Below are 13,709 nucleotides of genomic sequence, written 5' to 3'. Positions count from 1 at the left end.
ATGCAGATCGGTATGACACACCCCGCACGCGGCGATGGTGACCACGACATCGTTCGGGCCGGGATCGGGAATGGTGATCGTCTCGATCGAGACGGGCTCACCCTTCGCCTTCGCGACGACGGCATGAACGGTTTGTGACACAAGCACTCCTGAGGTCAGGTGATGTACGGAGGACGATTCACTCGCCGAGCCAGAGCCTGCGGCGGCACACCTCGAGCAACGCGGACATCGTGTCGCGGTCGAGAGTCGATTCTGTGTCGGGTTCGCGAAGCACTGCGGCGAGTCTGGTGAAGTACTCGGTCGGGCTGATTCCGAACCCGACCAGAATGTCCTCGGCCGGCCCGCCGCCGTAGGGCATCCACCGGGTCGCGAAGTCGATCATGCGCTTCGTTTCCGGGCAGCCGAGAGTCGACGCGAGGGTTTCGGTGGTCGTCCTCAACGGTGTTCCCTTCGTCGATGAATCCGATGTCCAGGTTGTCGTCATACCGCGAGAAAAGAACCACGCACAACGGCTAGCAATCACTGGCCGAACGGACATCACACGACGCCGGTCCGAGTATTAGGATGCGCACGTGAGCAGCCCTGCCCCGTCGACCACCGCCAGGTCCGAACCGACCGACTCGCTCGCCGCGCTTCGGGAGGTCCTGACCGGTCCGCTGGTCGAGATAGCTGCTCGTTTTTCGTGGTGGTCGTCGCAGCGGTATCCGCACTCGGCGATGATCATTTTCACCAGGGAATGCACCGGCCGTCCGAGAAAAGTCAGTGGCGACGAGTCGATGACGAGCCGCGTGACGATCAAGGAGCTCGACGACCTCAAGCAATCGGTGCAGCAGAGTGGACACCGAGCTCTGGACGGCCCGGGGCGCCTGGCCGGTGCACAGCGACGTCTCGCGACGCAACTCGACGACACCACCGACACCCTGCTGGTTCTGGTGCCCAAATCGGCTGCGCCGCAGTTCGATCCGGATTCAGACGTCGGCGTTGCGTTCGGAATCGTAGCCACCTCCATACGCCATCAGGTGGTCCAGGCGAGTCCTGCGTATCTCGCCGAATCCCTGGCGGCCTCGAGCGAGCGTGCTCGGGTGATCTCGGAGATGGTCGACGCCCACGTCGATACCCTCACGTCCGTGCTGTCCACGCTGCGCTCGAAGGACCTCGATGACGCGCGAGCACGCGCAACCGCCAGCGATACCGCGTCGGCGGCACTGATCGAGCTTCGCTCCATCGAAGAAGCCAACCGTGAGCTGGGGCAGGAAGCAGTGACCACCGCCTTCGCCAGGCTGCAGGGGGAGCTCGCCACTGTGTTGGACCAGTCCTCGATCGACGTCGAATATGTCGCTCCCCCAGTCGACGGAAGACCGGTCCCCGGCGAAATCGCACGCGCGGCGCGAGCCGTGGTTCGGACCGTCGTACTCGCCTACGTGGCTCAGCCGGATGTTCGACGGGTACGTATCGCGTGGGATTGCGACGGAACCAACCTGCTGCTCGAAGTCCGCAACGACGGCCTGCACGCCTGCGACACCGAGACTCTGACCCAACAGCTCTCCGGACGCGTGCACACCCTCCGGGGATCGATCTCGTTCGAATCCACCGCCGGGTGGGGATCACGCGTGAGCATCGCGATTCCTCTCGACCCGCCTCCCGCACGAGCCGACGAACAACTTCTCGCCGCCCTCAACCGTCGCGAGAGAGAAGTTCTCGGCTACCTCGCATACGGCAAGCGCAACAAGGACATTGCCGCGAGCCTCAACATCGGCGAGAGCACGGTGAAGTTCCACGTCGCAAGCATCCTGAGGAAGCTCGAGGTCAAGACCCGCGGTGAAGCGGGTGCCGTGGGCATGAAGGCCGGAATCCGAGCATCGTGACGCGTTCGACCACTCGGGTGAACGACGACCCGTCTCGGCGTGGTCCGACCCAGCGTCGGCGCATCGGCATTCTGCTCTTCGACCAGGTCAAGATGCTCGACTTCGTCGGCCCGGCCGAGGTCTTCCTCGAAGCGAACCAGCGAGTCGACGGCTACGACATCGTCTTCCTCTCGATCGACGGCGGTGACGTGGTGACCTCGATGGGAATGACGGTGTCGGTGAACGCCGCCGTCGCCGACAGCGGCGACTTCGACACCCTCATCGTTCCCGGTAGCGAATCGGCTCCGGCCGTCTTCGAGGACCCGGCGTTGCTCGACGCGGTGGCGCTGCTCGCGCCCCGAGCGCGGCGGGTGGCGTCTATCTGCAGTGGGGCGTTCGCGCTGGCGGGATCCGGTCTGCTCGACGGCCGGAGTGCGACCACTCACTGGAAGTTCACGTCGGCTCTGGCGGAACGCTTTCCCGACACGCGTGTCCAACCGGATTCGATCTTCGTTCGCGACGGCGACATCTACACCTCGGCCGGGGTCGCTGCCGGAATCGATCTGGCGTTGGCGTTGGTCGAAAGTGATCACGGTGCCCCGATAGCCAGAACGGTCGCGCAACTACTGCTGGTGTACATGCAGCGCTCCGGCGGCCAGTCGCAGTATTCGGTGTCGCTGAAAGGTCCGCCGCCGCGGACCCAGGTCTCTCGCGCTATCACCGACTACATCCATGCCGACCCGACACGACCCGCGAACCTGAGCGCTCTCGCGGCACACGCCAATGTCAGTGTGCGACATCTCAATCGCATCGTGCGCGAGGAACTGGGCACGACGCCTCTCGATTACGTGACCGCGATGCGTCTCGATATCGCGGTAGCCGCACTCGAGTCCGGCTATTCCGTGGCCCGGGCCGCTGCCGACGCAGGATTCGGCACGCCCGCTGCTTTTCGGCGTGCGTTGGTCACCAAGTTCGGGGTGACACCGTCGGATTACCAGAGAAAGTTCCGCACGACCGATCCAGCCCAGTGATAGTCGGCCCCAACGCTTTCGTTCACCTCGGGAGGATCGAACACCGCCGGTCGAAGGTGGCCCTGGCAGGGTTACCGGACCGGCAACCGCCTGGATCTATGGTCGAATCATGCACAACGTGGAGGCGCTCGAGTCCTGGGCGTATTCGCCTGCGGTACTGCTGGATCGGCATCTGACCGTCGAATCGTCCACGATGCTCGCTCGTGCGGTGTCGCCGAGCTTCGCCGAGGGGGTCAATCTGGCCGTGTTCACATTCGTCGACGCCGGTTCGCTCTGCGGCGATCGAGACGATCCCGCCGCCGACCCGCCTGCCGGGTGGGAATCGTCGGCGGATCAGGTGGTCGCCATGCTTCGTGAGTCGTTGGATCGGCACGAGCCAGACGACTCCTTTCGCCGCATCGTCGGCGAACTGTCCACCCGTAGTTCGGCATTCGCGCAGAAGTGGGCCGGTGAGACCAGCGCGAGAAAGACCGGAACCATGACGATCGAACATGCCGTCGTCGGTCCGTTGATGCTCGACTACCTGTTGATGCCTGCCGCCGAGGACCACGTACTGATGGTGCTGCGGCCCCGAACAGCACAGTCGAGGGCAGCTCTACGTCAACTGGCCGACGCGGTCCGATCGTCCGAATCGGACCGAGGAACAACGAACTGAGTGTCGCGGCTGGGGACTCCGGCAACCAGATGCCGGATCGCCGATGCCGACCGACTACCGGGATCGGCGAAGTAGGTGGTGATGAACTGCCCACCCTCGCCGACGATCTCCAAAGTCTGCGAACGGAATTCGACCAGACCGAACGGCTCCACCGGGACGACGGAGATGCTCGACGACAACGGCCGTACGTCGTGTGTGGCCCACATCCTGCGAAAAGCGCGGCTCTCCACCGACAATCTGCCCACCAACTCCGTCAGTCGCGGGTGACCCGGTGCCGCGTGGAATCGCAGCGCCGACACCATTCGCTGCGCCGTGGCGGCCCAGTCCTCCGGCGAGGCGGCACTGTGCTCGTGCGCGAACACATCGAGCATCAGGTTGGTACCCACTTTCAGACCCGGCGTCATCAGCGCGGCCGGAGCGTTGAGCGCAAGCAGATCGTGATGGCGGTCGGTGATGTACGCCGGCGTGTGGACCCACTGCTCCAACACCCGGGCCGACGCCTCGGTCACCCGCGGCGGAAGCGCCTCGACCACGGCCGGGCCGGACTGCGCGCGCGCCACCCGGTGGAAGTACGCCCGCTCGTCCTCGTCCAAACGCAGAGCCCGACTCAGCGCAGCCAGAACCTGCTCGGAGGGTTGATGATTGCGCCCCTGCTCGAGCCTCAGGTAGTAGTCTGCGCTGATATCGGCGAGCCGGGCGATCTCTTCTCGTCGCAGTCCGCGCACTCGGCGGTTGCCGTCGCGCACCAGACCCACCTGCTCGGGTTGCAGAGATTCCCGGCGCACCCGAAGGAAGTCCGCAAGCAACGAGCGTTCGGCCATCGTCAGGACCTCCTGTCGACAACCATCATCTCCTACCCGCCGTCCCGAATCGAGTACGAATCCGGCCCACTGTCGACCGTTTCAGGACACGACAGCCCGAGACTTGCGCAGATCGATGGTCAACAGCACGAACGCCACCGCCGCGAGCACCGCAATCACGACGGCGAACACCACTCCCGCCGTCACCAGGCCCCATCCGGTCGCCACGGCTCCGGCCCCGATCACCGGTACCGAGATCGCGATGTACAACACGACGAAGAAAGTCGAGGTGACCTCTGCCCGACGGTGCGGAGGAAGCTCGGCACCGATCGTGGACATGCCGTTGGCGAATGTCATGCCCTGACCGACGCCGCAGAGCAGCGCCGCTACCACCAGAATGACCAACGAGGTCAGCAGCAGCGACGCGGCCAGGAACACCAGACCGAGCAGCAGCAGCGCGCATCCCCACCGCTGCGCCGACGCGGGATCGGCAGCGCGCAAAGCAATCTGGGCTGTCGCCGACGCAGCGAAGACCGTGAACACCACCACCCCGGTGACGGCGTGATTGTCGACTCCCAACACACTGCCGATGAATCCCGGCGAGACGGCAGTGAACAGGCCAAGTACGGCGAACCCCGCGAATCCTCCGATCGAGGCGCGCACGAAGGTGCCGCGCACCTCCGGTGGAACGGACAGCCGCTGCATGTGCGGGCGTGCTCCGCCGTCCACCCGCACCGTCTCGGGTGCGAGGAACACCGCCACTGCTGCCGCAGCCAGCAGAACCATGTCGACGACGAACGTCAGACGCAACGGTTGCGGTAGGTACTCCGCGAGCACTCCGGCCACCAACGGTCCGAGGCCGAGGCCCCCGATGTTCGCTGCGGTAGCGATCGCGGATGCACGGTCACGCCATCGATCGGGTACCAACTCGATCAACGTCACCGTCGCGGTACCGACGAAGATGCCGGCCGAGATTCCCGACAACACGCGGCCGATCACCAGGGCCGTCAGCGAGCCGGCGGTGACGAACACCACGGCGCTGATCAATCCGAATGCTATGGCCGCCAACAGCATCGGGCGTCGTCCCAACGAGTCGGACCAGCGGCCGAACGCCAACAGAGCTGCGAGCACACCGACGGCATACGCCGCGAACACGAGGGTGACGACGAAGACGGAGAAGTGGAACTCGACCTCGTAGAGCGCATAGAGCGGCGTCGGCATGGTGGTGCCCATCATCGCCACCACGAACGCGAACGCAACTCCGACGAATGCCGTCGCACTCGACACCGACATGCGGGGCGACGACTTTTCGTCCGATCGGGTCACGCTGATCTCCTGTTCTGCAAGGGCCGTCCGTCCTGTGCCGTCGACAAGGAGATCGAACCAGAGCCGGCGAGTACGTGCTCACTCACCGTCCGCCGCCCTCGTAACGAAGGAGTGCGTCCCGCAGCGCGGACCGCGTGGTGATCTGCAATTTGGGAAACACTCGGTACAGATGACCGCCGACAGTACGAGCCGAGAGATACAGCTGTTCGCCGATCTCCTTGTTGGTCAGACCGGCAGCAGCAAGCGACGCGATGCGCAGTTCCTGCCCGGTCAACCCCGAGCCCGCATCGCCCTCACGCGGGTGCGGGCCGGCTCCTGCAGCCCGTAGTTCGTCCTCGGCTCGGCGCAGCCACGTGCGTGCGCCCAGTTCTGCGAACAGATCTGCGGCGTACCTCAACCGGCCGCGGCTTTCGACCACCCGGTGGTGGCGGCGCAGCCACTCGCCGTAGACCAGCGCAACCCGCGGCGCATCGAAACACCATCCAGCGGTGCGTAGTTCATGCAGACTCGCCTCGAAGAGCGCCTCGGCTCCGGCCTCTGCCAGCATCGCTTCGGCTGCAGTCAGCAGCGCACTGTGGCGGGCTCCCCAGAAATCGGGCCGGGTTCGGCGCAGTCGGTCGAGATACGTGCGCGCCTCGTCCGACCGCCGCAGCCGTACACAGGATTCGACGTAATCCAGTATTTCGAGTGGTCCGTACGGAGTGATCGAACAGTGCTCCGCCGAGAGATCGCGGCGGCGCATCCGCTCGTAGGCGACGTCGAAGCGGCCCAGTGCCACCGATTCGGCTGCGGTACAGCTCTTCTCGCCACCAGCGACAGCTGCCACCGAGGATCTCAGCAGGCACTCCTGCTCGTCGAAAAGGCCATCCGGCAGTCCCGAGGAGACGGCCTCGGCGAACGCAGAGAACTGTCCGCGAGCGGCGAGTGCGGCGAGGTGCCGCAGCCGGGTCAGAGACTCGGCGGCCGGAAACCCACCTGCGACAGGGTCCACCACGTCCGACAGCCGACAACTGTCGTTCGGATCCCACAGCAAGGTGGGCAACGCCAGCTGCAGCAGTACCGGTTTCCACGGGTCTCCGGTGCGCAGCGAGGCTCGAACCGCGTTCAGCAGCGCCGGGCTGTCGAGTGCCCGCACGTGCACTCTCGAACCCGAGACGCCGAGAGACCGCGCGACGAGCACGTTGACCGGATCGAGATGCTGTTCGTATTTGACCGCCCATTGCAGGGCCTGGGCAACGAGTTCACTGTCACCGCTCAGTGCGCTGTACGCCAGAGCCGAACCGATCAACTGGTCGACGACGTCCGGGGCGACCGCATTCGGCAATCGATCGAGAGCCTGCACGACGACGCCGAACGCAGCACGGGGGTCGCCTCCCCGGGCCACGGCGGCAAAGGCCCGGGCCGGAACGGTCTCGGACAGGGCCGCATCGGGATGTCCCGACCGCATACGGTCCAAGATTGCTACCGCGAGATCGACGAAGCCGGCGAATGCCGCCATGGACGCCGCCCGCACCTCGAGGGCCTGGGCGCGTCCACGATCGGATTCGAGCTCTACTGCACGGCAGAGCAACGCCACCGCCCGGCGGTAGCGATGCTGCGACGCCAGGTCGTGCGCCCGCTCGTCGAGCGCAGCGACGAGGCGCGCGTCGGGCGCTCGGGCTGCGAGTGCTCGATGCACCAGACGCTCGTCGGGCGTCAGCCGTGTGTCGACAGCCGATTCGAGGTGAACGGAGATGCGCTCCTCGGCGGTCGAGGAGGCAAGAATCCACAGTTGTGCGACAGTGTCGCCATGTGGGTGGGCGGCCACGGAGTCGCCACCGTGCTCGCGAGAGACGATGTGTCGCAACGCATCGCCGAGAATTTGACGCCTGGACTCCTCGTCGAGCCCGGCGACCTCGAACGCGCCGATGTCGGCGAGCGTATCGGTGAGATGGGCGCGGTCGAGCATCGCGCCGCCGACGGATGGATCCCGGCCCCAGATCGGCGCAGCGCGAGCGAGTTCGGTCGCGACGAGAGGGTTTCCCTGCGACAGCTCGATGATCGATTGCCTTTGCGCCACTGACGTTTCCGTTCCGTTCAACAGATCGCGCACCGCGTCGTCGGGCAGGGGTCGCACACGATGGAAGGCAAACTCCCGCCACAACGGCGGCGGGACGGTGTCGACGGTCGTGGCGACACACCGGACATGCGGGCTACGTACCGCCGTCTTCACCGCACGAGCGAGTCGGTCACGCGAGCCCGCGGGCAACAGATGCAGGTCGTCGACCACCAGCAGCGTCGGCGTCGCGTCGTCCGCCACCAGATCACCCAGCAGCCCCTCATCGAGCAGCCCCGCGAGGCACGGCAGATCCACCACCCGGAAACCCAGCGCTGTCGCCTCGCCCGCGATGGTGTTGGCAACCGTGGACTTGCCGATGCCTCGCGCACCCGAGATCACCAGGATCCGCCGGTTCTCCGGCGAAGCGGACAAACACGAGCGGCCCTCACGCAGCACTGCGTCGCGATCCGGTGATGTGGGCATTCGTCCAATATATTTTCACCCGTGTCTGCGCAAGGGTGTTGAATATGGCCCTGGCAGGGACACACTGAACCGGCCGACCACGACTGCGACGGAGGTGACCCGAGCGATGACCGAGAACGCCTCCTCCGGCCCTACCGATCACGGCGTCACCCGCCTCGTCGACTTCGAGCAGCGCGTCGACATCCGAATGTCCCTGTCACCGCTGCGTCGGGGCCGCGGCGACCCCACCTACGAGTCCACGCCGGACGGTGCCGTGTGGCGGACGTCGCGCATGATTTCCGGCCCGGTCACGTACCGATTGGTGCAGGCCTCACCGAGCAGCGTCATGGTGCGCGCCTGGGGGCCCGGTGCCGACGAACTGCTCGACGCTGTCCCGGCTCTCCTCGGCCGGGACGACGACCCCTCGAGCTTCGCTCCCGACCATCCGATTCTGCGCGAGGCACACAGACAACTTCCGCACCTACGCCTCGGCCGGACCGGTCTGGTGCTCGAGGCACTGATACCGGCGATCATCGAGCAACGCGTACACGGCATTTCGGCGTTCGGCTCGTGGCGGTACCTGGTGAGCAAGTTCGGCGACCCCGCACCGGGCCCGACCCCGAAGACGATGTTCGTGTTTCCCACGGCCGACGTGTGGCGACGCATCCCGTCGTGGGACTACCACCGCGCCAACGTCGACCCGGCCCGGTCGAAGACCATCGTCCGTGCCGCGCGCGCAGCCGGACGTCTGGAGGAGGCGTCGAACATGACGCCCGAGGATGCGCAACGCAGGCTGCGCGCGATCCCGGGCGTCGGCATCTGGACCGCGGCCGAGACCGCTCAGCGCGCCCTGGGGGATCCCGACGCGTTGTCGGTGGGCGATTACCACCTGGCCGCGGTGGTGGGGTGGTCGCTGTTGGGTAGACCGATCGACGACGCGGAGATGGTCGAGTATCTGCAGCCCTTGGCACCACATCGACATCGCGCGATTCGGCTCCTGTATCTCAGCGGCAAGGCGACCAAGCCGAAATTCGGGCCACGGACCGCGCTGGTGGACCACACCTGGCACTGATCCCGGCCTGCTCGTACAGTCGAGTTGTTCGCCGACCTAAGGAGTAGTTCGTGGTTGCTATCGGTACGTCCGATCTGGACATCTTTCCGCTTGCCCTGGGCGGGAACACCTTCGGCTGGACCAGCGACGAGGACACGTCCTTCGACATCCTGGACGCGTTCACCGCAGGAGGTGGCAATTTCGTCGACACCGCCGACTCGTACTCGGCGTTCGCCGACGGCAACTCCGGCGGCGAATCCGAAACGATCATCGGCAAGTGGATGACGGCCCGCGGCAACCGCGACGACGTCGTTCTCGCGACCAAGGTGAGCCAGCATCCCGAGTTCCGAGGTCTGGCACCCGACAACATTCGGGCCGCAGCCGACGCATCCCTGGCCAGGCTGCAGACCGATCACATCGACGTCTACTACGCCCACTACGACGACGACAAGACGCCGTTGGTCGAGTCCCTGGCCGCGTTCGACGACCTGGTCCGGGCAGGCAAAGTTCGCCACGTCGCCATCTCGAACTACTCCCCCGCGCGGGTCCGCGAGTGGCTGGGCCTGGCGAAAGACAACGGTTTCGCGGCACCGATCGCACTGCAACCGCACTACAACCTCGTTGCCCGTCGCGACTACGAGGGTGAACTGCAAGCCCTCGCCGTCGACAACGGCCTCGGGGTGTTTCCGTACTTCTCTCTCGCCGCCGGCTTCCTGACGGGTAAGTACCGCACCCGGGAGGATCTGGCCGGTACCCAGCGCGAGCGACTGACGACGGGCTACTTCTCCGATGCAGGCCTGGCTGTGGTGCAGGGCCTGCAGGAGATCGCCGACTCCCGCTCGGCCGAGCTGTCGAGTGTGGCTCTCGCCTGGTTGCTCGCTCGACCGGGCATCACCGCACCGATCGCGAGCGCGAGCTCACTCGCTCAGGTACCGGCTCTGCTCGACGCGCCGACACTGCGTCTGACCAGCCACGAGGTGGACACACTCACCGGACTGTCCGACGCGGTGGCATAGGACACGAAAGTTGTAGTCAGCAACGGGAACAGAATCAGCTCCTACGCTGCTGACCTTCGGGTGGCCCCAGCATCGAACACATCCGTAACCAGCGCGCAGGTGACCGACACGCGCGAGAGCAGCACGTCGGCTCCCACAACCGAGCCGACGTCACGCGAGCGCCTCCGGGTGATCCTCGTACTCGGCGCGCTCATCGCCCTCGGTCCACTGACCATCGACATGTACCTGCCGGCGCTTCCTGCCATCGCCGAGGATCTGAACACCCCGTCGTCTGCAGTGCAGCTCACGCTCGCGGGTACGTTGGTCGGCCTGGCGCTCGGCCAGCTGGTCATCGGGCCGCTGTCCGACATCGTCGGCCGACGACTGCCCCTCATCGTGGGCACCGGAGTGCACATCCTGGCGTCGCTCGCCTGCATCGTTGCTCCCAACATCGCCGTACTCGGCGGCCTGCGTGTGATTCAGGGCCTCGGTGCCGCAGCTGCTGCCGTGGTCGCCATGGCCATCGTCCGAGATCTGTTCAGCGGGCGCGCCGCCGCGACCGTCCTGTCTCGCCTGATGCTCGTCATGGGCGTCGCTCCGGTTCTGGCACCGTCGCTCGGCGGTGCGGTACTTCTCGTCGGTTCCTGGCGGCTCGTGTTCGCCGCGTTGGCGATCATGGGCGTGGCGTTGATGACGCTGGCAATCGTGTCGCTGCGCGAGTCCCTGCCGCCCGAGCGTCGTCGGGCCAGTGGCGTCATGCCCGTTCTACGGACCTACCGATCGCTGCTGCGGGACACGCAGTTCGTCGTCCTCGTCATGGTCGCTGCCCTGGCCATGTCGGCACTCTTCGCGTACGTCGCCGGTTCGTCGTTCGTCCTGCAGGAGGAGTTCGGCCTCGACGAGCAACAATTCGCCATCGTCTTCGCGGCCGGTGCGATCTCTCTGATCGGCGCATCCCAGCTCAACGTCCTGCTGTTGGGACGCTTCGCACCGGTGCAGATCGTCCTGTCGGCGCTGTCCTTCGGCGTCGTCGCCGGCGCGATCATGGTCGTCCTGGCGGTCACCGAGGTCGGCGGCATGGCTGGGTTCGTCGTCCCGCTGTGGTTCGTACTCGGGGCCGTCGGGTTCGTCATGCCCAACGCGCCCGCGCTGGCGCTGTCCCGCCACGGGGAAGCGGCAGGCGGCGCAGCTGCACTACTCGGTGCCGCGCAGTTCGGGCTCGGGGCGATCGTCGCACCGATCGTCGGTGCACTGGGCAACGACGCGATCGCCGTCTCGACGACGATGGTCGCCACCTCGGCGGCAGCGCTGATCGCACTCGGGTCGGTGACCGTCCTGTCCGCACGTCGGTGACCTCACTCGCGTCATCGTGTGGGCCATGGCGGTCACCCCACTAGGGTGACCGCCATGGCCGAACGCGAGCGCGACCCGCAGGGCAAGCCCCTCAACGCCCGGCCGCGCGACGGCCTCGGCCGCCCGCTGGCCCGCGGCGGCACCGGAACACCCCGGGTTCCCGACGATCTCCGTCTTCCACCGGACGCCGCACTCACCGAAGCGCAGCGATTCCTGGACGCACGTATGCCGTTTCACGCCCACGAGGTACTCGAGGGCACGTGGAAGAGCTGCGTCCCGGACGAACGCGAGCTGTGGCAGGGCCTCGCGCAACTGGCCGTCGGATTGACGCACCTGATGCGAGGAAATCGCGTAGGTGCCGCTTCGTTGCTTCGCCAAGGACACGACCGCCTGATCGGTTACGAGGTCGAGCCCCCGCACCGGATCGACGTGACGGGTCTGCTCGGCTGGTCCGAGGACCTGCTCGAGGACCTGGAGACGGGAACGTTACCGAGCTCACCAGGCGTTCCCGCACTGCGCCGGGCGGTGGAATCGGGATCGGACGGGGGCGTCCTGGCACACCGGCCGGACTCGAGCTAGCCTGAAGTAATTAGGTAAGGCTAGGACAATCTTCACCGGAAGTGGGGTTCCTCGGCGTGACCGTGTTCGCACCGCTGAAACTCGCCCATCGCGAGACGATCAGCCCAGCTCAGCTCGGACGTACCTTCTGCACCGAGGTCGCCGAACAGGTTCCCTATTGGGTCGCTGTCCTGACCCCGGCCGAACGTCCGCTGCAGGTCACGCCGTCTCCGCTCCGTGAGCGCACCACGGTCACGCTGCCCGTTCCCGCGAACACCCACCGGCTCGACGCTCGGCTGCTCGCCGCGCTCGGATCTGCGGTGTCCACGTGGCAACGAGACAACCGCCGCGGCTCGTCGTCGGGCGTCCTGGTCGATATCGACGTCGACGACACCGGATTCGTCCATCCCGTCCGGCTCCCCGCCGTTCCGGTCGACGCCCTCACCGAATCCGCCCGCGCCTCGTACCTCGTCGACGACGTCTGCAGACGGCTGGACTCGGCACCTCACGGTGGCCGCGACTACCCGCTGACCCGGAACTACCCGGCGCTGGCCTGCCGCCCGGGAGCGCAGATTCTGTTCCGCCGTGGCGCATCCGAAGCCGACGCCGGCCATGACGAGTACGCCATCGACATCGCGATCGGCGCGACGGAATCAGGGCTCGTGTCGGCCCGAATCACCTGGTGTGCCGGCATCGAGGGAATGGACGAACTGGTCCGGCTGTGGGCCGCAGCGACCACCGAGCTGACGGCAGCGCCCTCGTAACCGCCGGATTCGCTACAGGCTTTTCAGCAGCCTCACGTCGTCGTCGATTCCCTCGGCCGGAGTTTCGAGGATCACCGGTGCATCGGCGGCGAGCGCGACGGCCGTCAGAATGTCCGCGTCGATGGTTCCGGTGCCCAGGTTCGCGTGCCGGTCGCGGGCAGAGTCGAACTCGTCGCGTGAATTGTTCAGATGCACCAGGTCGATTCGTCCGGTGATGGCCTTGACGCGATCGACCACGTCGATCAGGTCTTCGCCGCCGGCCCACGCATGGCAGGTGTCGAGACAGAAACCGGCACCGAACTCCCCGATGGCGTCCCACAACCGCGCGATGTCGTCGAAGCGCCTCGCCATCGCCGAGTCACCGCCGGCAGTGTTCTCGACGAAGATCGGTACGCCGAAACCACCCTGCTCGGCCTGACGCTCGAACAGCTTGCGCCAGTTGTCGATTCCCTTGGCGGTGTCCTCGCCCTCTCGGACGTGACCGCCGTGCACCACCAAACCGATCGCACCGATCTCGGCAGCTGCTGCGGCCTGTTCGACGACCGCCTTGCGGGACGGGATTCGGATGCGATTGTTCAGGCTCGCCACGTTCAGAACATAGGACGAGTGCACCACCACGTCGACGTCTCCGGTCAACAGAGCCTCACCTTGGGGGTGCGGGGTGAGCTTGTTCCACTTCTGCGGATCCGTCAGAAACATCTGGACCAGGTCGACGCCGAGCGTCTCGGCCGTGCCCAGAGGGTCGCTGCTGTCGCGGACATGTGCTCCGATGCGCATGACGCCCATCATAGGGGTCGAGTTCAGGGTCTCCCCTGATAGCGACCGGGCCCGA

At 66.2% G+C, this 13,709-nt stretch carries 13 protein-coding genes and 1 pseudogene; 8 read left to right on the top strand and 6 right to left on the bottom strand.

What is annotated here, in order from left to right:
- Both CH281_RS27460 and CH281_RS26500 read right to left on the bottom strand, forming a co-directional pair.
- Positions 1 to 141: pseudogene (locus CH281_RS27460) on the bottom strand (S-(hydroxymethyl)mycothiol dehydrogenase); the annotation flags it as partial.
- A gap of 37 nt (positions 142 to 178) precedes the next feature.
- A complete protein-coding gene (locus tag CH281_RS26500) occupies positions 179 to 439 on the bottom strand; it encodes a DUF3263 domain-containing protein (protein WP_230074136.1) in 261 nt (86 codons plus the stop codon).
- 133 nt (positions 440 to 572) lie between these two features.
- Between CH281_RS26500 and CH281_RS26495 the strand changes: the two genes are divergently transcribed.
- The 3 genes from CH281_RS26495 (at position 573) to CH281_RS26485 (ending at position 3,530) form a co-directional block, all read left to right on the top strand.
- Positions 573 to 1,865 carry a helix-turn-helix transcriptional regulator gene (locus CH281_RS26495; protein ID WP_256984041.1) on the top strand — a complete coding sequence of 431 codons (1,293 nt, stop codon included), beginning with the start codon at positions 573 to 575 and terminating at the stop codon, positions 1,863 to 1,865.
- Positions 1,862 to 2,875 carry a GlxA family transcriptional regulator gene (locus tag CH281_RS26490; protein WP_256984040.1) on the top strand — a complete coding sequence of 338 codons (1,014 nt, stop codon included), beginning with the start codon at positions 1,862 to 1,864 and terminating at the stop codon, positions 2,873 to 2,875. The genes CH281_RS26495 and CH281_RS26490 overlap by 4 nt, the downstream gene beginning before the upstream one ends.
- A gap of 109 nt (positions 2,876 to 2,984) precedes the next feature.
- Complete coding sequence (locus CH281_RS26485; RefSeq protein WP_094621896.1) at positions 2,985 to 3,530, top strand: MmyB family transcriptional regulator; 546 nt, start codon at positions 2,985 to 2,987, stop codon at positions 3,528 to 3,530.
- Here the strand turns inward: CH281_RS26485 and CH281_RS26480 are convergent.
- From CH281_RS26480 to CH281_RS26470, 3 genes are all read right to left on the bottom strand, one after another.
- Positions 3,476 to 4,351, bottom strand: coding sequence for a helix-turn-helix transcriptional regulator (locus CH281_RS26480; protein ID WP_094695920.1), 876 nt, complete (start codon positions 4,349 to 4,351; stop codon positions 3,476 to 3,478). The two genes, CH281_RS26485 and CH281_RS26480, sit on opposite strands and share 55 nt — an antisense overlap.
- Before the next feature lie 81 nt (positions 4,352 to 4,432).
- A complete protein-coding gene (locus CH281_RS26475; protein ID WP_094695919.1) occupies positions 4,433 to 5,623 on the bottom strand; it encodes an MFS transporter in 1,191 nt (396 codons plus the stop codon).
- A 115-nt stretch (positions 5,624 to 5,738) separates the two neighbouring features.
- The gene (locus CH281_RS26470; protein WP_094695918.1) at positions 5,739 to 8,177 is read right to left on the bottom strand and encodes a helix-turn-helix transcriptional regulator; all 2,439 of its coding nucleotides are present in this window, start codon (positions 8,175 to 8,177) and stop codon (positions 5,739 to 5,741) included.
- A gap of 106 nt (positions 8,178 to 8,283) precedes the next feature.
- Between CH281_RS26470 and CH281_RS26465 the strand changes: the two genes are divergently transcribed.
- The 5 genes from CH281_RS26465 to CH281_RS26445 all read left to right on the top strand — a co-directional run bounded on the left by CH281_RS26465 (position 8,284) and on the right by CH281_RS26445 (position 12,877).
- Positions 8,284 to 9,228 (top strand): DNA-3-methyladenine glycosylase family protein, encoded by a 945-nt coding sequence (locus CH281_RS26465; RefSeq protein WP_032407857.1) that lies wholly within the window; start codon positions 8,284 to 8,286, stop codon positions 9,226 to 9,228.
- 50 nt (positions 9,229 to 9,278) lie between these two features.
- Positions 9,279 to 10,223 carry an aldo/keto reductase gene (locus CH281_RS26460; RefSeq protein WP_094651276.1) on the top strand — a complete coding sequence of 315 codons (945 nt, stop codon included), beginning with the start codon at positions 9,279 to 9,281 and terminating at the stop codon, positions 10,221 to 10,223.
- 99 nt (positions 10,224 to 10,322) lie between these two features.
- Entirely contained in the window at positions 10,323 to 11,555 is a 1,233-nt protein-coding gene (locus CH281_RS26455; RefSeq protein ID WP_027495206.1) for a multidrug effflux MFS transporter, read from the top strand.
- A gap of 54 nt (positions 11,556 to 11,609) precedes the next feature.
- Positions 11,610 to 12,134: a DUF309 domain-containing protein gene (locus tag CH281_RS26450; RefSeq protein ID WP_094695932.1), complete on the top strand. Its 525-nt coding sequence runs from the start codon at positions 11,610 to 11,612 to the stop codon at positions 12,132 to 12,134.
- A 56-nt stretch (positions 12,135 to 12,190) separates the two neighbouring features.
- Positions 12,191 to 12,877 (top strand): hypothetical protein, encoded by a 687-nt coding sequence (locus CH281_RS26445; RefSeq protein ID WP_143544890.1) that lies wholly within the window; start codon positions 12,191 to 12,193, stop codon positions 12,875 to 12,877.
- 12 nt (positions 12,878 to 12,889) lie between these two features.
- Here CH281_RS26445 and CH281_RS26440 read toward each other — a convergent pair whose 3' ends face one another.
- Positions 12,890 to 13,654 carry a deoxyribonuclease IV gene (locus CH281_RS26440; protein WP_094695931.1) on the bottom strand — a complete coding sequence of 255 codons (765 nt, stop codon included), beginning with the start codon at positions 13,652 to 13,654 and terminating at the stop codon, positions 12,890 to 12,892.
- Between the last annotated feature and the right edge of the window lie 55 nt (positions 13,655 to 13,709).

The organism is Rhodococcus sp. 06-221-2 (assembly GCF_002258365.1).
In the GTDB taxonomy this organism is placed as follows: domain Bacteria; phylum Actinomycetota; class Actinomycetes; order Mycobacteriales; family Mycobacteriaceae; genus Rhodococcoides; species Rhodococcoides fascians.
This window is presented reverse-complemented; position numbering and strand designations above follow the sequence as displayed.